This is a genomic window from Helicobacter pullorum (assembly GCF_900638355.1).
Classification (GTDB): domain Bacteria; phylum Campylobacterota; class Campylobacteria; order Campylobacterales; family Helicobacteraceae; genus Helicobacter_D; species Helicobacter_D pullorum.
This window is the reverse complement of the sequence record NZ_LR134509.1, coordinates 1-19,777: the sequence shown is the minus strand read 5'-3', so window position 1 is coordinate 19,777 and position 19,777 is coordinate 1. Positions and strand designations below refer to the sequence as shown.

The window sequence follows — 19,777 nt, the reverse complement described above, 5'->3', positions numbered from 1 at the left end:
TTATTATAAAATTTAAAGCCTTAAATAGCCTTATTATCTTGCTTCTTAGTTTTCTTTTATCTCTTTGCCTTCCCTGCAATGATAAACCTTAGGGCATTAAGCTTAATAAATCCCGCAGCATCTTTTTGGTTATACACGCTATCTTCCTCAAAAGTGCTGTATGCCGCGTTAAAGAGGGAGTTTTTAGATTCTCTACCTAGCACGGTTACATTGCCTTTATACAGCTCTAGTCGCACACTCCCGCTTACTTTCTCTTGTGTCTTATCGATTAACGCCTGCAATGCCTCTCGCTCTGGAGAAAACCAATAGCCATTATAGATAAGCTCGGCATACTTTGGCATTAGAGAATCTTTGAGATGTGCCTCCTCTCTATCAAGACATAAAGATTCTATCGCACGGTGGGCTTTGAGGTAGATTGTCCCACCGGGTGTCTCATAGCAGCCGCGTGATTTCATGCCTACATAGCGATTTTCGACTAAATCTAAGCGTCCGATACCATTTGCCCCGCCTAGCTCATTGAGTTTAGCCCAAAATGCCGCTGGGCTTAGATTCTCTCCATTTATCGCTACGCCATCGCCCTTTTCAAAAGTGATAGTGATGATCGTGGGTGTATCGGGAGCATTCTTAGGACTCACACTCCACCGCCACATATCCTCTTCTGGTGCGACATTTGGATCCTCCAAAATCTGCCCCTCATAGCTGATATGTAGGAGGTTTGCGTCCATTGAATAGGGGGATTTGTTTTGCTTTTTTTCTATCGCGATACCTGCAGATTCTGCATAAGATAGAAGTTTTTCACGGCTATTTAGCTCCCATTCCCTCCAAGGGGCGATGACTTTTATATCTGGATTGAGTGCATACGCTCCGATTTCAAACCGCACTTGATCATTGCCCTTGCCTGTCGCACCATGTGCGATAGCATCCGCACCCACTTCTTTAGCGATTTCTACAAGTCTCTTAGCGATTAATGGACGCGCGATACTTGTGCCTAGCAGGTATTCACCCTCATAAATGGTGTTTGCCCGAAACATAGGGAATACAAAATCGCGTATAAACTCCTCGCGTAAATCCTCGATAAAGATATTTTGAGGCTTTATGCCAAGCTTGAGGGCTTTCTCTCGTGCAGGCTCGACCTCCTCGCCCTGTCCAATATCTGCGGTGAAAGTAACCACCTCACACCCATAAGTATCCCCAAGCCATTTTAAAATCACGCTCGTATCAAGCCCACCACTATAAGCTAACACGACTTTTTTAATATTTTTTGTGTTTTCTTGAGACATTACTATTCCTTTTGTTTTTTGAAGATTTAAATCCTAATAATTATATACTATTTGCTTAGAATCTATGCTAAATTAATATAGCTTTGGATATAATGTTGCAAAAATTTTTGAGCTTTGAGAAATGAGAATTGATAAATTTTTGAATGCAGTTAATATTACAAAAAGGCGAACTATCGCTCAAGATATGATTGAAAATGGGGTTGTAAAAATCTCTGGAATAAGCGTCAAAGCAAGTAGAGATGTAAAAGTGGGCGATGTGATTGAAATTGCCTTCTTAGAAAAGCCGAGATTCTTTGAAGTATTGCAAATTCCCGCACAAAAAACAATCAAAAAAAACGAATCGCATTTGTATTATAAAGAAATTATAAAATAAAGGCGAATTGTGATTTGTTGTGCAGGTAAAATTGAAAATTTTTCTTTTGCCAAAAGCATAGGGGTTGGATTGATAGAAAGTGCGATAAACCTTACTCAATGTATATTTTATGAAAAGCCCAGCGAGATTGTATTTGTAGGGACTTGTGGTTGTTATGATGATTCTAAACCTTTGTTGGAAATCTTTGAATCCCAAAGTGCAACTAATATTGAACTTTCTTTTTTGCAAAACAATTCTTACACTCCTTTGGATAATTGCATTAGTTTAGAAAATGTTTCACATGAAACATTAACAAAAAATATTGTCAATTCCAGCAATTATATCACCACAAATAAAGAACTTGCACAAAAATTTATCAAACTTGGAATCTTATATGAAAATATGGAATTTTTTAGCGTTTTACAGGTAGCTAGAACTTATCAGATTCCGGCTTTGGGAGTTTTTTGCAGCACAAATCATATTCACAAAGAGGCTCAAAAAGAATTTTTTAGCAACCATAAAATTGCTATGAATAAGCTAGAAGAATATATTAGAGACAAGAAAAATGGATAAAAAAAATATTTTTGGATTAACATTAGAAGAATTAACGCAATCATTAAATGGGTTTCCAAAATTCCGTGCTAAGCAAATCTATCATTGGCTTTATGTGCGTTATGAAAACAACTTCGACAAAATGGAGAATCTTCCCAAAAATTTACGGGAATTTCTCAAGCAAGATTTTACAGGTGATTTAGTAAGCATCACAAAAAAGGAACAAAGCAGCGATGGGAGCGTGAAATATCTCTTTAGAACCGCGGATAATCTTACTTATGAAGCAGTTTTTTTGAAAATGAAAGAAGATAAATTCACACTTTGTCTTTCTTCCCAAATCGGTTGCAAAGTTGGTTGTAGCTTTTGCCTCACAGCCAAAGGTGGATTTGTGCGGAATCTAAGTGCGGGAGAAATGGTTTATCAAGTTTTCGCAATCAAAAAAGACCAAAATATCCCTAGCAACAAAGCCGTAAATATTGTTTATATGGGAATGGGAGAGCCATTAGATAATTTAGAAAATGTGTCAAAGTGTATTCAAATTCTATCAGAACTTGATGGTTTGAGCATTTCAAGACGCAGACAAACCATCTCTACAAGCGGAATCGCCCCCAAAATCAAAAAACTAGGTGCTTTGAATCTAGGTGTGCAATTAGCAATTTCTCTACATGCCGTCGATGATGAGCTAAGAACCAAACTGATGCCTATTAACAAAGCCTATAACATTCAAAGTGTTATTGATGAAGTGGCTATTTTCCCTATTGATACACGCAAAAGAGTAATGTTTGAATACCTTATGATTGATGAAGTGAATGATAGTTTGGAATGTGCTAAAAAACTCGTGGCATTGCTTAACAAAATCAAAGCAAAAGTCAATCTCATCTATTTCAATCCCCACGAAGGAAGTCCATACAAAAGACCTAATAAAGAGAAAGTAGAAGCCTTTAGGAAATTTCTGCTCAAAAAAGGGCTTTTATGCACCATACGCGAATCTAAGGGCTTAGATATTAGTGCAGCTTGTGGGCAGCTAAGAGAAAAGGAGTTGGCTAGTGAGTAACTTAGATATTGTTTTGCTTGTATTTTTGGTGGTGGTTTTTGTCGTGGGAATGGGAGCGTTCCTATATTATGCCTACAAAAACAATTAATCCCAAATCTATGTCAATAAAATTATTCTAAAAGGCAAAAAATGTCACAGATTCCTTATGATTTTAGAGATAAAAACACCACTTTAGTCCATATTTGTTGTAGCGTGGATAGCCATCATTTTTTGATACAATTACAAAAACTTTACCCCCAAAAATCTTTTTGTGGATTTTTCTATAATCCCAATATCCACCCTTATGAAGAATATCAAATGCGTCTAAAAGATGTCCAAAGAAGCTGTGAAATGCTCGGAATCCCACTTATTGTCGGCGAATATGATTTAGATTCGTGGCTTTGTGGGACAAAAGGCTTAGAAGATGCTCCAGAGAAAGGGGAGCGTTGCTCATATTGCTTTGATTATCGCTTAGAAAAAAGTGCAAAAATCGCCAAAGAAACGAATTGCATTGAATTTACTACAACACTTCTTGCAAGCCCTATGAAATCACAAAATGAACTTTTTGCACAAGGCAAAACCATAGCCCAAAGGCATCAATTAGCATTTTTACCCATTGATGTGCGTAGCAATGGTGGAACTAAGATTCAAAATGAGCTTGCAAAAGAGGCAAATCTTTATCGCCAAAATTATTGTGGTTGCTTTTTTGCACTAACTAAGCAAAGAGAAAAATCTCACAAAACTCCATTAGAGCTTATTTCTACTCTCACACTTCCAAAAGATTCACGCAATATACCAAGTTTGCGTCTCAAGAATTTTCAAACAAGAGAAGAGCTAGAAAACTCCAATAAGCCCTATCATCTTATCAAAAGAAAGATTCAATGTTATCGATTGCTAAAGGGTATTTTAACCCAAGATTCTCAAAGCATTCCTAGTTTTATTTGTAGCCATTCTATGCTCAACAAACCCACTAAAGCAAAAATAGAATTTTGGGAAAATGGCGTAGGTTATGCCTCCAAAGAAGGAATTTTGTTCTTAGAATTTGAAACTTTTAAAGAATTTCTTGATAAAAAAGATTTTGAATCTCTCATCAAAGAAGGGCTAGATGAATCCATTCAACTCGCATTGCGTCAAAAACTCTACCCACAAGGCTTTTTAACCTCGCCTATCTTGATTATCAAAAACAAAATTTACGGAGATTTTACACTAGAGATTCAATACATTTTACAAGAAGAAATGATAGAGGATTTTATTTCTTAGCTTTGGTTCATAAACACAAATTTGCACCACCTACAAACCAAACTTTGCCAAAAGCAACTTACCCCAAACAAATCCTCCCAAAGCCCAAAAGCAATAGTTATTACCTTTGCATTTTGTAAATCACGATTTATCATTACCAAAACAAGAGATGGGCAGTAAAGCCCTAATCTAGATAAATGCAAATCAAGCTAAGCAAGAGTTAGAAATAAACCCCCACACTCGCATAAAGTCTATCTCTTCTTCTGCCATCATTAGCAAGTTTAGTAACCGCCTTTGCCAAGTCTAATTTCACATAAAACATATTTGGTTTCATATAAAGCAGTTCAAGCCCAGCAGCATCGATAAACAAGTCATTTTTATCACCTCTGCCTGCCACGCCAATAGCATTGTTGGGATAATTGTCATTCCAGCCATATGCAAACTCATAAAATGGCGTTACATAAAAGCTTGGATTCACCACATTTGCCCTCAATCCAAAAGTCGCTAATACCATATTATCAACTTCACCAAATCCATTAGTATAAGCTCTTACTCCATAAGGACCACCCAAAGATGCTGTTTCACTAGAATCAAGCTCAAAGCCGCCAATATCTTGTTGATAGCTTACATTAATAATGTGTGTAAGCTTCTCATTAAAATAATAAGAATTGCTCAAATAAGCATTGAATTTCCAAAACTCATCCATTGCTTTACTAAAAGTCAAAAGCTCACTATCTGGGACAACATCTCCATAAGTCAATCTTAGATTATAGCTAAAAATATTATTAGGAATCTCTCCAAAAGTCCCTTCTACACCAATATATCCAGAATCGCTATGTTTATTGAAATTTACGCCAAAATCGCCATAAATATCTTCTAGTTTTCTATGGGTATATCCTCCAATTAGATAAAGAGAATTCACAGTATTGATAAACACAGGATAAGACAAATCCACACCAATATCAAGGGAGGTTCCATAAGCATTAAGGCTACTATATGGTCCTCCTAGCTCATAGTTTCCACGGCTGATTCTAGGAGATATTTTGAGATTTCCCAAAAATGTAGTATAAGTTGCACCATAATTTTTTTGGATTTCATCGCTCAATTGTGCAAAAAGATTCAAAGAATCTCCAAATCCCAGCACATTATTTAATTGTCCGCTAACCCCCATACGATAAACTCCGGCTCCTTCTGTCCCGTAGTTATCAAAAAACAGCATTGCACTAGCTTTGGTAGAATCTTCTACATCAATGACAACATCTGTTGTCCCATACTCTTTTCCAGCCGTTAGCGTTCCTTTAGCTTGCACACCATACATTTCATTGATTCTATAAATCACATCTTCTAATTCTCTTGTTCTTAAAATTTTGCCCTTTAGAGAATCTCTAAGCTTAGAAGTAATCGCCCAATCCCTAGCTTGTGAGTAATTTCTCACTTGATATTCACCCAATTTCCCTATCATAATATTAATATGAATAGTGTCTGTAATTTCTTGTTGAGGAATATAAGCTGTTGCTGATGGATAGCCATTATATTGAAAATAATAAGAAACAATATTAGCAATCTCTTGCAAAGTTGAAACATTTAAATCAGAAACTTTCAATGCCACAATCGATTCGCTAAGCCATTGTTCATTGATTCCTAAATCCTCTAAAGTGATTGTTTTATCCCCATCTTTAGTGTCAATAGAAAATTCATATTTAAACCGAAAATCTTGGTCTTGACGCATTACCAATCCATCTTTGCCCACTTGCTCATCTTTTTTGTTTTGTATCTCTTTTTTGTCAGATTCTTTGTTTGAATCTTGAGGTTGCGTAGTTTCTTGCTTATTTTGCTGCTCTATCTTTAAGGGAGATTGTCTATTTTTCAAAGTATTTTGAATATTCTTGTTTTGTGGAATATCTCTATAAGGTGAAATCTCTATCATTTCTTCGATTGCTTTAGCATCTGATTGACTTACTGCAAAAGCATTGCAAGATAATAAAGCTGCAAGTGTAGAGCTTATTAAAATCGGATATTTTTTCATAAAAAACCTTTTTTATAATTTCAAAGTAACTTATGCCAAATACATTAGCATCTAATTTTTTACTTTTGGCAAATGTGAAATATAAGTGCTAACTGCTTCAATTTCGGCATTTGTAAAACGCCAATTTTTCATATTAGCATACATAATTACCTTAGCTCCTCCATTATCTGCAGTTCCAGCAACATATCCCTTTAATTGCTCGACAAGATAATCCTTATCCATTCCGCCAATTGTAATTCCTCTTTTACTGCCCGGTGCTACTTTTTCTCCATTTTGTCCATGACAAGCAATACACTTTTTATAGATCTCTGCACCTTCTTGATACACCAATGCATTTTCTGCTGCAAAACAAAAGCCTGATATAACCATTAATGCTACTAATTTTTTCATTGATTGTCTCCTTTATTTGATTTTTTCTGAATATTAAACACTTGTTATTTTATTAACCTCCTTATTTTAGATTTCTGCATAAATTGTTCTTCCATCATCGCCCAATGAAAGCTTGATAGGAATTACTTTCAATCCAGCTTTTTGCAGTTGTGGAATCTCGCTATATTTGAAAGTATTTTTGTTTTTGGATATTGTTTCTAAAAGATTACTTACTTCTGCGGAAGTAAGGTTATTGCCATCTATATCGCTAAAACCTCCCATACTTGTAATAAGAGGTATTTTGCTTCCTTTTTTGGGTGCATTATCCCCTTTCCTCAACAAAAGAGAGATGATTGCTTCTGATGAAAGATTGATAGGCGATTCTAAACTAACAGCAAAGCTTGCCTTATTGTCCTTGTGATAAATAAAACTATAATGTTCAAAATTATTAATTACCTTTGCGTGCATATGTTTCTCTAAAATCAAATGATTATCATCTGTAAGTTGCCCCAAAGAAGGTGCAGGAACTGTGATAATATCTGCATTGCTCTTAGAATAGCTTGGAACTCTAATGATACTGCCACTTAATGCACTAAGAATCGTATTTCTATGCATTTCCACATCTCCACCAATATACAAAGTATTTGCATAAGACAATGCTAAATTACTCTCTGCATTTGGTAAAGCACTCGCAGCAATATAAATATAATCTTCATCAGGATTATATTCTCCAATTTGTATATTTTCGATACTTAAAACATTATGGTATGTGCTTGCACCTACCCCGCCAACTAATACAAGTCCAGAATTTTCTCTATCAGCATTAAAACTGACATTATTAAAAATCACTTGATTATCATAAGCCTCTACTTCTCCACGAATTCCATAAATATTTAGCCTAGAAGTCGCCCAATAATTACTCGCCCTAAAAACATTCCCTTTTGCTACATTAACCGCTTTGATATACATGCTGCTTTCTTTATCTTGACTTTCACCAGAAGATTGTGCCTCTACATTATGGTAGCTTATAGTATTATCATAAACATTGATTGCAGTTAATCCAGATTTTATATTTTTCCTACCAAAAACATTATCAAGGCTGACTTTATTTCCCTTTGCCTCTTCAGGATAATGGATAGAGCCTTCAAAATCCTCGCTCCAAGTAGCATATACATACAAAGGCAATGCCACTTGAGAATCTTTAAAATCTACTATATTATTATTTGCTTTACCAGCCAAAGTTCTACCTGCTATGATATTCACTCTATCATTGATATTATCTGTCCCATCAATAACTGTTAAATTATTGCGAATCTTAATTGTATTATTGCTGGCACCATCACTTGCATACGCACCATAAAATCCAAAGCTATTTTGTCTTAGATAAGTTGCTGTAATTTGCAATGGTGATTTTAATGCTACATCCAAAACATTATCCTCTGCTTTGCCCTCTAAAGCATATCCTCCAAAAAACTCATAAATACCTTGGACTTTTACCCCTTTGCTAACTCTACTTAGAGATGGCACATTATTTAAGATAATTTTATTCCCATTTGCGTTTCCTTTCGCAGTTTTCCCGCCAAAAAATTCGCCAAAGAAAATTGAATCATAAAAAAATAGCTTTGATTCATCGACTTTTAATCCCAAATTAAAAGAATCAATCAATAAAGTATTATTGATTGCATTATGATTTTTACCATCATCTACATCAATGAATGCCCCAGCAATATGTGCAGCTGAATAAGAAAAATACACTCCACTTGGACCATGCATAATAAAGCGTGTTCCATTCAAATGCACTTGATTGTCTCTAGCACTTCCATTTTGTGCCAAACCTCCGATGATATGCGTGATTCTCTCATCAAAAACAAATTCATTAGTTTCTGTCATACCATAAGGCGTAATATGAAAATCCATCTCTGCACCACCAAAAGCAACAACCTTATTGCCTCTAACTTCACCACCTATTGTAACTCCACCTGCGACATAAGGAGCGCCATTTAATTGCAAACTATAAGTATCATCAACTCCCATATTGATATAACTTCCCTCTCTTAGCTCTACAATATTAAAGTTTGCATTTCCTTTGTTGGCAATTGCTGCTGTGATGAGATAATTAAAATTATCCTCTTTTTTCTTTTTTGGGGGTTTATTGTTATTTTTAATCACACTTGGCTTAATAAAATTTACAGAACTCAACTCCCCTTCTTTAAGCACTAATTTATTATTAGTAGCGCTTCCCATAGAAGAATACCCAGCTACCAAAAATGGCACAACATAGATAGGATGCAATTCCCTATTAGATGAAACTGTAGCATGGGTGCCTTGTATGGAAATAATTTCTTTTTGAGAGATATTAGGAGTGAGAATCTGCATCGCTCGTTCTTGATTAGAAGAGTTTGGATTTTTAGGATTATAAAATTCCAAACTTACCCCATCTACAGCCCCTTTTTGAAATATTCCATAATAATTTTTGCCATTAACTTTTTTGAAAATACTCTCTTTAGAATCCCACACTTGCGAATCCAAAAAGACATTTTTGGGAGTTTGATAGCTTTTTGCCCCGATTTTATTTGCTTGTTCAGCTGCAAACAAAACATTGCTTGTCGTTAGACTTACACAAACAAATATCCCCAAAATCCCATTTTTTGACAAAGGATAGCCTCTCATCATTCCTCCTTGATTATCAAATTTGTAAATAGTAAATCATAATTCAAAATATATTAAAAATAAATTAAAAATATACTTTATTTGATTAATATATTTATCTTTAATTTATATATTTTAATTCAACTTAAAATATATATAACTAATACTACTATTTACTTTATTTATCTTTAATAATATAGATAATATTAAATATTTTCTTTAATATATCGTATTTAAAGAAATTAAACAATTTATCTATTTATCTTAAAAATATCTAATACACTAATTAAACTTATTATGATATTGCAAAATAGTGATAATTTCTTTTATTATAATATACTTTTAGAAAGATATATAATATTCATAATATACTATATTTGCAATATCTACTTTACACACTTAAAAAAATATATTTATCTTGTAGCCTCTTCTCCACCTCCTACATCTTAATACTTTAGAATCTTAAAAATACAATTCAATTTAATCTTAGAAATATCATTCAATTATTTAAAAGCATTGAATCTCTTTTAAGATTCTAAAAAGATTCAAAGTTTAAATGTTTATTTTGTATTAGAGTTTATAAAATAATCAAACAAGAATAAAAGAAGTTTTTATTGCATTGTTTATTTTGAATCTTTTTAAAATCTCTTCAATATTTTTATTATTAGTATCTATTTAGCTTAGGATTAACCTAAGCTAATAGAATTAATTAATAAGTAATAGCCATACAAGGATTATTTGTCTTAGCATTATCACTTACAATACATAATCTACCTCTTTCTTTTCCATCTTCTACAATAGCTTCTTGTTTTTCTTGTGCTGGGAGGATTAGTATTGCTTCTTTAGAGGCTAAGTCTGCTATTTTTTGCAAATTATTTGGAACATCTGGATTATTCTCTTTTGTTGGGTCATCTCCCACTTCTTCTTTTGTTGGTGGAGTGAGGTTTGGCTTATCAGATAATCCTGCTAGGATAGTCTTATTAAGATTTGCTTGGAGATTCTCTCCATTAAAGGTAAATATTCCTGTGATATCATCAAAGCCACTATTCTCTTTGATAGAATATTCTCTTAAAAGATTAGTAAGATAGACTTTATCTTCACTCTCTAAAGTATTTAGAAGGCTTTGGGCTTTAGCATAAGATTCATCAATGATTTTTACCATTTCATTATAAATACCTTCTAAAGTCTCATAAGGCAATTTAGCTTCTAATGCTTCTTGATAATATTTTTGAGCTGCTTTAATCTTTTGTTTTAGAGATTCTAGGGCTTTAAGATTGTTATTAATAGATGAGATTTGATTGATTAATCCATTCCCATTATAACTTCCCTCTCCATTGACATAATCTCTTAGTTGAGTAAGAGATTCGGAGATATAAGAATGCTTATCCAAAGAAGTTTGGTAGATATTTTTTAAATCATCACTAGAAGTTCCACCCTTACCAAACCAACCTTCAAATTCAGATTTCAAGCCATCACTTTCCCCTTTGTTAAACTCTGTGTAGAAATCTAAACTTTGTTTTAGAGAATGGAGGGTTTGGTAAGATTCTTGCTCTTTTGGGCTAAGGGATTCATAATCTTTTTCTAAAAGACTATAATCTATCCCCAAAAGATAAGCTAAAGTTTCTAAAATATTAGAACTATTTAATTTATCTTCATCAATATCTTCGATATTTAAAGCATATTTTTCATTTAAAATATCATTGATAATAGTTTGCAAGATAGAGACATCAAAGTCGCTGCTATCTAGGGTGACATCGCCTAAATCAATATTTGGAGTATTTGAATCTGGAGGGGTAATGTTAGAACCTGTAGTTTGTTCAAAACTATAAATAGGATTAGAATCATCACCAATATTTACAATCTTATTAGATTCAAAAGCACCGCCTGAATTGTTTTGTTGTTCTAGGGCTGTTTGGAAGTCTTTAATACCTTGAGCAGAATCACTATAAGTATAAAGGTTGATTTTATTGGTTTCTGGAGTAGTTGGATTAATGGTTTGATTGTAGTAAGTACTATTGCTAGAATCTGCATCTTTTATGGGATTAGCCAAGCTTGGACTGGGGTTATCATTATAGTAGAGATTGATATTATCAAAGGTTGTCTTGCCTCTAAGAGATCCGTAGAATTTGCCTACTGATACATTTGTTAGATTAGTTCCATTTGCAACAATAGTTGCATCAGGGTTGAAGTAGAGATAAATGTTGCTAAAAGAGGTGCTACCAGCTTGATTTCCAACAAAACCACCTATATAATGATTATAAAAGGGGCTTGTAATGTTTATATTTCCAATATTATTCATAATGATATTGGAAAAAGTAGAACTACTAACATTTCCAATAAAGCCCCCAACATAATTATCAAGGTTCCAACCATTAACCCTGATTGTTCCGATATTATTTAGAGTAATATTTTGAAAAGTGGAATAGAAGCTGTCTCCTGCAAACCCTCCAACTCCTGTTCCATTGCCACTTATGGTTCCAATGTTGTTTAAAACAATATTTTGAAAAGTTCCTCTGCCGCTTGTGGCACTTTCTCCAAGAAAACCTCCCGCACCTCGACTGGAGACAATAGTTCCAATATTATTTAGAGTAATATTAGAATAACTGATTATTCCGCCACTCCACATTTTACCAATAAATCCCCCTGCCCCACTTGTTCCATAAATACTACCAATATTATTTAAGACAATGTTAGAAAATTTGGAATTATTGTTACTAGTAGTTCCAATAAACCCTCCTGCTTGAGCATGATTAGAATTACCATAACCTCTAATTGTTTTTATAGCATCTATGCTAATATCTTTAAAACTAGAGGTATAATCATAACCTGCAAAACCACCAACATAGCCAGTACCAACAATGCTCCCAATATCGCTTAAAACAATATTTGAAAAACTTGAACGAAGCGCTCCTCCAACAAACCCTCCAACTTCACTATTTTTAGTTGCTGAAATAGAACCAACATGATTTAAAACAATATTTGAAAAACTTGAATTACTAGCAACTCCAACTATTGCTCCAGCATACACACTTCCCTTCCCATTATTATTTGCTTTAATATTAACCGTATCTACCTCTAAATTTGAAATTGTTCCTGCATTTGTATATCCAAAGATTCCCACATATGCATAAGAAAATAAGTCATTTAAATCTTTATCGCTAAAAGAGGTATTTATATCAATATTACTCAATGTATGCCCACCGCCATCAAAAATACCTTGGAATGAATTTGTGTTATCTTTTCCTACAGACATATTGTCATTATAATTGTTATCATTATTTGGGTCATGGTAGTTCCCAAAATACATAAAGCTTCTATCTGCATCATTTTCATTTTTACTAAAATCTATGATATATCTATCTTGCCCACCAATTTGTTTAGAAAAATCAATATCCCCCACAAGTCTAAATTTATTTGCATTATCTTTAGTAATGCTCCCCATATTTACACCATTAGCAAACCAATACCACTCGCTCAAAGCTTCATCAGCAGTGCCATTCCCCAAAGTAATGGCTTTTTTGAAATCTTTTTGTCCTATTTTATTATTAGTAATTGTCCCATTTTCAAAATAATCATAGCCTATATTATCTGTTTTTAGGGTTCCACCATTACTAATAAAACTAAAATTATCTTTTTGGAAGTTTTTCATTTGCCTTTGAATATAACCTTCTTTAAAAGCAGTAGCATAAATATTATTATTGCTTGATAGATTCGCTGCATCAGCATCAATATAGATATTCTCTCCCACAAAGTAAATAGAATCATCTTTATCAGTGCCACCACTTGTATTTTCTATCTTCCCTCCTCTAATATCTATGGTATCCCCAATCAATGTGATTCCATTATTGGCTTTAATTGTTCCTAGATTAACAATATTCCCCTTATTAGGTTTAAACACTGGAGAGAAAGTAGTAATAGCATTAGTATCATTATCTTTAAAGTTATTAAGTGTTGTATCATCAATAGTATTACTTACTACAAACTTATTTGCATTAATACTTGCATTTTGTCCTATTAATACTCCACTTGGATTAACTAAATAGATATTATTGCCATTGCCATTAAGATTACCTAGTATTTGTGAAGCTTTATTAGTATAATCAAGGTTTAAAAAAGAAGCTTGTTGTTTATGGCTTGTATTAAAATTAACACTTTCTCCTTGATTAATATTAAATCCACCACCCCAAGCAATAATATGGTTTTTATTATTCCCTGTGATATCCATTACTTTACCATTAGTAGTAGTAATACTTCCACTACCATGAGTGAATTTACCTCCACTAGGTAAAGCTACTAAGGATTGAGATAAAACAATACTAGCTACAATAGAGATTCCTATTTTAGTGATTGTTGTTTTAGATTGTTTGGATTGAATAGAATTAGAATCTTTGATTGATTCTAATTTAATTGAATCTTGAATCTTAGAATTAGATTCTTTAGAAAGATTAGAAGATTGAATCTTATTTAGATTCTTTGCAAGTTCTTTAGGATTTGAATTTTTAAGAGTATTGAGAGTATTTAAAGAGTTAGTTAAAGGCTTATTTGCCCCCCCCCCCCCATACTATAACAGAATTAGGATTGTTTGACATTTTATCTCCTTTGTGTAAAAATATTTGTAAATATTGCTTTACAAACTGAGATATTATAATACATTTTTAGTTAATTTTGGAAAAAATGGAAAAGAAAAAAAAGAAAAATTGCGGATAAAAATTAAAATAATTCCTAATAAAAAACAAAAGTTAAAGAACTTTTTGTTCTTTATTTTGGAATAGCCGTATAATATTTGGAATATGCTTATAAAAAATAATCACCGCTACTAAGACAAGTGGAGCATGGCTATGTATATGTGGAATATCTGGATGCAAAACAAAACTCATAATCACCCCAAACAAAACCCCAAACAAAGAAGCTAAAGATGAGATTTTCAAAAACTTCCCTACCAAAAACCAAACCACTAATCCCAAAATAGCTTCTATGGGCAAAAATACACCAATTGCCCCTACACTTGTAGCAACACCTTTGCCCCCTTCAAACTTCAAAAATGGGCTAAAACAATGTCCAACCACTGCCAAAAATGCAATCATCCATTGTGCTTCATAAGTAAGACCAAAAAACTTTGCAGCTAAAATAACAATGATTCCCTTTAACGCATCACTAATAATCGTTAAAATCGCAAGTTTTTTTGCAAGTTTTGGATTAATTTCTTTTAAAGAACGCAAAACATTTGTCGCTCCAATACTACCACTTCCTACTTCACGGATATTAACTCCACCAAAAACTTTAGCATAAATAAGCCCAAAAGGAATCCCACCTACTAAATAAGCAATAAGATAGAAAATCCCATTAATGCTTGTAAAAAAATCAATAATTCCTGATAATAAAACCATTTATTTCCCTATACATCTAAATGTTTTACATCTTTTGCATGAGCTTGGATATATTCGCGTCTTGGCTCGACCTCATCTCCCATAAAGAGTGAAAAGACATCACTTGCTTCTTCCACATCTTTGATTTCTACACGAATCAAACGGCGATTTTCTGGAGTCATCGTAGTTTCCCAAAGTTGCTCTGGATTCATTTCTCCCAAACCTTTATATCTTTGGATATCCGCGCCTTTTTTGCTACTTTCTTCTATTTTTTCTAGCATTTCTACTGGATCATTGCCTTGCAAAAACTCTAAATTGCGTTCTTTTAATTTGCCATAAACAAAATGTGCTTCTTCAAAAAGCGGATGAGTAAATAATTCATCATCAATTTTAATATCTACCAATCCTGAATCTGTTTGCACATAGAGATGAATCCTTTGCTCATCTAACATTTCATTTAGGATATTAAAATTCAAACTTTGGATTTTTTGTTTGATTTGTTCATACAATTCTTGATTTTTCATACCAATCAAATCTGGATTTTCAATAAAATGCCGCACAATTTCGATGAGCTGGAATCGTTTTTCTAATTCATTCAGTGTAGAGCGATAATGAGCTACAATTTTGAAAAATTCTATTAAATCCTTTGTCCCAATCCCTTGAAATTCAAAATTTTCAATGCCATTTTCGATTAAATATTCACTCAAAGCTTTCTCATCTTTGAGATAAATTTCTTTTTTGCCTTTTTTGAAACGATACAAAGGTGGTTGTGCAATATACAAATAACCTGATTCAATAATGCCTCGTAAATAACGGAAGAAAAATGTCATCAAAAGAGTTTGAATATGGCTACCATCGACATCAGCATCGGTCATAATAATGATTTTGTTATAGCGAATTTTACTAATATCAAAATCTTCCCCAATCCCACAACCAAGAGCAGTGATGAGATTTTTAATTTCTTCACTTTTTAAAATCTTATCAAGGCGACTTTTTTCAACATTCAAAATTTTTCCTCTCAAAGGCAAGATTGCTTGATAAACCCTATCTCGCCCTTGCTTTGCACTACCTCCCGCAGAATCTCCCTCTACCAAATAAATCTCTGAAATGCTAGGATCTTTGCTTTGGCAATCAGCAAGTTTCCCAGGCAGCGTTCCTACACTAAAAGTTTCTTTTTTGCGTGTGAGTTCCCTTGCTTTTTTGGCTGCTTCCCTTCCTCTTGCTGCCAAAAGTGCTTTTTGCATAATCGCTTTTGCTTCATTTGGATTTTCTTCAAAGAATTTTGTGAGTTTCTCAAAGGTAAGTTTTTGCACGATTGGACGCACAAAAGAACTTCCTAATTTTCCTTTTGTTTGCCCTTCAAATTGAGGATCTACGACTTTGACAGAAACAATTGCTACTAATCCCTCTCGGATATCTTCACCTGTGATTTTAGAATCTTTTTCCCTTGCATTTGCATTAGCTTCAATATAATTTGTAATTACGCGAGTTAAACCCATTCTAAAACCTGATTCGTGAGTTCCACCATCTATGGTTCGAATATTATTAACAAAACTCAAAACTTTTTCATCAAAGCCATCATTATAAGCTAAAGCAATTTGCATTTCTACATCATTTTCTAGCCCTTCAAAACTAATAATTGTAGAAATAAGAGGCTTTTTATTTAAATCACTTACAAATTGATTTAAACCTCCTTCAAAATGATAAGTTTCCTCGAAATTATCTCGTTCATCTTTAAAATGGATTGTAATTTGTTTGTTAAGATAGGCTAATTCTTTGAAGCGTTTAGCTAAGATTTCTCTTTGGAATTCTGTAACTTCAAAAATTGTTCCATCAGGAATAAATTCAATAGTTGTTCCGTTTTCTTTGCATTCACCAATGATTGTTAATTCATCTTGTGGAATCCCTTGTGCAAAATTTTGGCGATAAATCTGTCCATTTTTGTAAATAGTCATTTGCAAAGATTTTGAAAGAGCATTAACAACAGAAACTCCAACTCCATGCAAACCACCAGAAACTTTATAAGAATCTTGGTCAAACTTCCCACCTGCATGAAGCACTGTTAAAACCACTGTTGCAGCAGGAATATTTTCAGTAGGGTGAATATCCACTGGGATTCCGCGTCCATTATCTTTGATAATCGCACTTCCTTCTTTGGTTAGAGTGATAGAAATTTCATTACAATACCCTGCCATTGCCTCATCAATAGAATTATCTACAACTTCATAAATAAGATGATGCAATCCATTAATATTGGTATCCCCAATATACATTCCCGGTCTTTTTCTAACAGCCTCTAAACCCTTTAGTACTTTAATACTACTACCTGAATATTGTTTATTTTCCATTCATTTCCTTAGCTAAAATTACAGATATTTTAAAGAATAATTGGCATAACTACGGTTGAAAAGTTTCCATTTTTTAGGACAAAAGGTGCATTTTTGCCATTTAATCCCCAAATAAATTCTACTGAATCAATTTGACTTAAAAAGTCTAATACATGGCGAGAATTGATACCGATTTCAATTTCTTCTGTGATAGGTAAATTGATTTCAATTTGAGTTTGTGCCTCTGAATTGTCTTGACTTAGAGATTCAAAAAGAATTTCATTAGGTCTAAAGGTTAATTTCACATCATTAGTTACAGAGTTGATTACTTTGATTCCTTCAATAATACTAGATTTTTGGAGGACTAATTCTGTTTGAATCTCTTTTGGCAAGATTTTCTCATAATCTGGGAATTTACCATTAATAAGATGAGAAAAGAAAATGTAATTTTGTGATTTGATGATGATATTTCTTTCGTTATAAAATAATTCAATATTATCAAAAAACAATCTTTGGATTTCTGTGATAGCTTTTTTGGGGAAAATTAATGCTAAATTATTTCCTGAAGCATTATCAAATTTTACCATTGCCAAGCGTTTAGTATCTGTTGCAACAAAATTATAAGAATATTCTTTGATATCTAGCAAAGCTCCATTAAGCTCTCTTTTTTGATTGTTAATATCAATAACAGGGAATATTTTTTTCATTGAAGAAATGAGTTCTAAGGAATTGATTTCTAATTTGGGTAGGGTTTCATATTCTGGGAAAGTTGGGAATTCTTGTGCATTAAACATTGGTAATTTAAAGGAGCTTTTGTTTTGTTTAATGTGTAAATTTTCGTTGTTAGTATAGAGATTAACCTCACCTTCTTTTAATCTTTTGATAATATCTAGGATTTGTTTTCCATTGACAGTTGCGATTCCTTGTTCATTGATAGTAAGAGAATCTGTCATACTGCATAATCCCATTTCAAAATCGGTTGCTTTGCAAATGAGTTGATTATCTCTTGTTTCTAAATAAATATGAGAAGTGATTTGACTAGAATCTTTTTTATCCAAGAAAGGTTGTAAAGCAGTGAATATATTGTCTAAAACGCTGTTTTGTAAGGTAATGTTCATAATAAAGCTCCTTTTATTTTAAAATTTAGAAGTATTAGTAGAGAGGTTGAAAAGTTGAATAACTACTAAGGATTCCTAAATTTTGGTTGTTTTTTGTGTGAATTTTTTGTTATTTGTTTTTCACATAATTTCACTATTTTAGCAAAAGTTTGTTTAAAAGTTTCAAATTATGGTTACTTGATTTTATTTTTTAGTTCTTCAATAATTGTTTTGAAGTTTGGATTTTTGTTGATTTCTTCTTGAATACTTTTCATTGCTTTACTTACTGTGCTGTGATCTTTCATTCCAAAGTAATTTGCCAAAGAAGGCATAGAATTTGGCGTGAGAGTGCGAGCTAGGTAAATAACGATTTTTCTAGCAGTTACGATATTTTTAGAGCGACTTTTGCTGCGAATATCTGATGGTTTGATATTATAATATTTAGAAACTATTTCAATGATTTCGTCCATATCAATGTTTTCTTTTGTTTCTTTGATATATTCTTTGAGAATATCTCTTACAAAGTCAATAGTTACTTCTTGGACATTAGTAACATTAATTGAGAAGTTAAGTTTTACCAAAACCCCTTCAATCTCTCGGATATTATCATTGATATTTGCAGCAATAAAGTCAATAACTTGGGGCGTCAAATGAATCCCATCTAATTCACATTTAGCATTAATAATATTGATTTTGGTTTCTAATTCTGGAGGTTGTATATCTGCTAGAAGTCCTGAAGTGAAACGAGTTTTTAATCTTTCTTCCAAACCATCCATATTTTTTGGAGGTCTATCAGAAGTCAAAACAATTTGTTTATTATTTTTTTTGAGTTCATTGAAAGTGTGAAAAAATTCTTCTTGAATCTGATTCTTGCCACTCAAAAATTGTATATCATCAATAAGCAAATAATCACAAGCACGATATTTTTCACGGAATCTATCCATAGTGTTGTTGCGAATATGGAGCAAATAATCATTTAAAAATTGTTCGCTTGTTGTGTAAATTACAGATTTTCCAACATTGACATTAGCATTCCCAATGGCATTTAGCAAATGTGTTTTGCCAAGCCCGGTATTTCCATAAATCATTAGAGGATTATAGATTGTGCTTTGATTTTGTGCCACTGCTTTTGCAACATTGAAGGCAAAACTATTAGAATTTCCTACAATAAAAGAATTAAAAGTCAAAGAAGGATTGAGATTTGTAGCATTTTGAATTTTTTTTGTATTGTGTTTGTTGTCCTTTTTTTTGTTAGGGTTAAAAACTTCGATAATAATTTCGGGCTTAAAGCCATTTTGCATTTCAAAAAGTTGTGCAATTTTGCTAGCATATTTGGTTTTTATCCAGCTAGCAATAATTGCATTTGGAGCATTAAAAATAATTCTATCATCGCGTGAATATTTTTCATTAAAATGAAGCTGATTGATATAATTATCAAATTCAAAAGGCGTAATTTCTTTTTTAAGTTGCAATAAAATAGGGTGCAA

Annotated in this window: 13 protein-coding genes; 4 read left to right on the top strand and 9 right to left on the bottom strand. The window is 32.9% G+C overall.

Features of this window, described 5'->3' with window-relative positions; genetic code table 11:
• Positions 1 to 56: 56 nt before the first annotated feature.
• Positions 57 to 1,280: an argininosuccinate synthase gene (locus tag EL247_RS00065; RefSeq protein ID WP_065828777.1), complete on the bottom strand. Its 1,224-nt coding sequence runs from the start codon at positions 1,278 to 1,280 to the stop codon at positions 57 to 59.
• 121 nt (positions 1,281 to 1,401) lie between these two features.
• Here EL247_RS00065 and EL247_RS00060 point away from each other — a divergent pair, with 121 nt between their 5' ends.
• The 4 genes from EL247_RS00060 to EL247_RS00045 all read left to right on the top strand — a co-directional run bounded on the left by EL247_RS00060 (position 1,402) and on the right by EL247_RS00045 (position 4,477).
• Entirely contained in the window at positions 1,402 to 1,653 is a 252-nt protein-coding gene (locus EL247_RS00060) for an RNA-binding S4 domain-containing protein (RefSeq protein ID WP_065830199.1), read from the top strand.
• Positions 1,654 to 1,662: 9 nt separating this feature from the next.
• Positions 1,663 to 2,205 (top strand): phosphorylase family protein, encoded by a 543-nt coding sequence (locus EL247_RS00055; protein WP_060661391.1) that lies wholly within the window; start codon positions 1,663 to 1,665, stop codon positions 2,203 to 2,205.
• The gene (gene rlmN, locus EL247_RS00050; RefSeq protein ID WP_104745779.1) at positions 2,198 to 3,238 is read left to right on the top strand and encodes a 23S rRNA (adenine(2503)-C(2))-methyltransferase RlmN; all 1,041 of its coding nucleotides are present in this window, start codon (positions 2,198 to 2,200) and stop codon (positions 3,236 to 3,238) included. Before EL247_RS00055 ends, rlmN begins: the two co-directional genes overlap by 8 nt.
• Before the next feature lie 129 nt (positions 3,239 to 3,367).
• Entirely contained in the window at positions 3,368 to 4,477 is a 1,110-nt protein-coding gene (locus EL247_RS00045) for an epoxyqueuosine reductase QueH (RefSeq protein ID WP_126441894.1), read from the top strand.
• 199 nt (positions 4,478 to 4,676) lie between these two features.
• On the opposite strand, the gene EL247_RS00040 is transcribed toward EL247_RS00045, so the two are convergent.
• From EL247_RS00040 to dnaA, 8 genes are all read right to left on the bottom strand, one after another.
• Positions 4,677 to 6,482: a ShlB/FhaC/HecB family hemolysin secretion/activation protein gene (locus EL247_RS00040; RefSeq protein ID WP_126441893.1), complete on the bottom strand. Its 1,806-nt coding sequence runs from the start codon at positions 6,480 to 6,482 to the stop codon at positions 4,677 to 4,679.
• A 51-nt stretch (positions 6,483 to 6,533) separates the two neighbouring features.
• Entirely contained in the window at positions 6,534 to 6,872 is a 339-nt protein-coding gene (locus tag EL247_RS00035) for a c-type cytochrome (RefSeq protein WP_005021744.1), read from the bottom strand.
• A 66-nt stretch (positions 6,873 to 6,938) separates the two neighbouring features.
• Complete coding sequence (locus EL247_RS00030) at positions 6,939 to 9,521, bottom strand: hypothetical protein (protein ID WP_232019764.1); 2,583 nt, start codon at positions 9,519 to 9,521, stop codon at positions 6,939 to 6,941.
• A 688-nt stretch (positions 9,522 to 10,209) separates the two neighbouring features.
• Positions 10,210 to 13,725 carry a filamentous hemagglutinin N-terminal domain-containing protein gene (locus EL247_RS00025; protein WP_331852465.1) on the bottom strand — a complete coding sequence of 1,172 codons (3,516 nt, stop codon included), beginning with the start codon at positions 13,723 to 13,725 and terminating at the stop codon, positions 10,210 to 10,212.
• A 514-nt stretch (positions 13,726 to 14,239) separates the two neighbouring features.
• The gene (gene plsY, locus EL247_RS00020; protein WP_005021737.1) at positions 14,240 to 14,887 is read right to left on the bottom strand and encodes a glycerol-3-phosphate 1-O-acyltransferase PlsY; all 648 of its coding nucleotides are present in this window, start codon (positions 14,885 to 14,887) and stop codon (positions 14,240 to 14,242) included.
• 8 nt (positions 14,888 to 14,895) lie between these two features.
• Positions 14,896 to 17,214 carry a DNA topoisomerase (ATP-hydrolyzing) subunit B gene (gene gyrB, locus EL247_RS00015; RefSeq protein WP_054195243.1) on the bottom strand — a complete coding sequence of 773 codons (2,319 nt, stop codon included), beginning with the start codon at positions 17,212 to 17,214 and terminating at the stop codon, positions 14,896 to 14,898.
• Positions 17,215 to 17,243: 29 nt separating this feature from the next.
• Positions 17,244 to 18,311: a DNA polymerase III subunit beta gene (dnaN, locus tag EL247_RS00010; RefSeq protein ID WP_005021734.1), complete on the bottom strand. Its 1,068-nt coding sequence runs from the start codon at positions 18,309 to 18,311 to the stop codon at positions 17,244 to 17,246.
• Between the two features lie 173 nt (positions 18,312 to 18,484).
• Complete coding sequence (gene dnaA / locus EL247_RS00005) at positions 18,485 to 19,777, bottom strand: chromosomal replication initiator protein DnaA (RefSeq protein ID WP_005021733.1); 1,293 nt, start codon at positions 19,775 to 19,777, stop codon at positions 18,485 to 18,487.

Bases quoted from the DNA above. Each gene is read 5' to 3' on its own strand.
- EL247_RS00065 (WP_065828777.1), bottom strand. From the start codon at position 1,280: ATGTCTCAAGAAAACACAAAAAATATTAAAAAAGTCGTGTTAGCTTAT.
- EL247_RS00060 (WP_065830199.1), top strand. From the start codon at position 1,402: ATGAGAATTGATAAATTTTTGAATGCAGTTAATATTACAAAAAGGCGA.
- rlmN (WP_104745779.1), top strand. From the start codon at position 2,198: ATGGATAAAAAAAATATTTTTGGATTAACATTAGAAGAATTAACGCAA.
- EL247_RS00045 (WP_126441894.1), top strand. From the start codon at position 3,368: ATGTCACAGATTCCTTATGATTTTAGAGATAAAAACACCACTTTAGTC.
- EL247_RS00040 (WP_126441893.1), bottom strand. From the start codon at position 6,482: ATGAAAAAATATCCGATTTTAATAAGCTCTACACTTGCAGCTTTATTA.
- EL247_RS00035 (WP_005021744.1), bottom strand. From the start codon at position 6,872: ATGAAAAAATTAGTAGCATTAATGGTTATATCAGGCTTTTGTTTTGCA.
- EL247_RS00030 (WP_232019764.1), bottom strand. From the start codon at position 9,521: ATGAGAGGCTATCCTTTGTCAAAAAATGGGATTTTGGGGATATTTGTT.
- EL247_RS00025 (WP_331852465.1), bottom strand. From the start codon at position 13,725: ATGGATATCACAGGGAATAATAAAAACCATATTATTGCTTGGGGTGGT.
- plsY (WP_005021737.1), bottom strand. From the start codon at position 14,887: ATGGTTTTATTATCAGGAATTATTGATTTTTTTACAAGCATTAATGGG.
- gyrB (WP_054195243.1), bottom strand. From the start codon at position 17,214: ATGGAAAATAAACAATATTCAGGTAGTAGTATTAAAGTACTAAAGGGT.
- dnaN (WP_005021734.1), bottom strand. From the start codon at position 18,311: ATGAACATTACCTTACAAAACAGCGTTTTAGACAATATATTCACTGCT.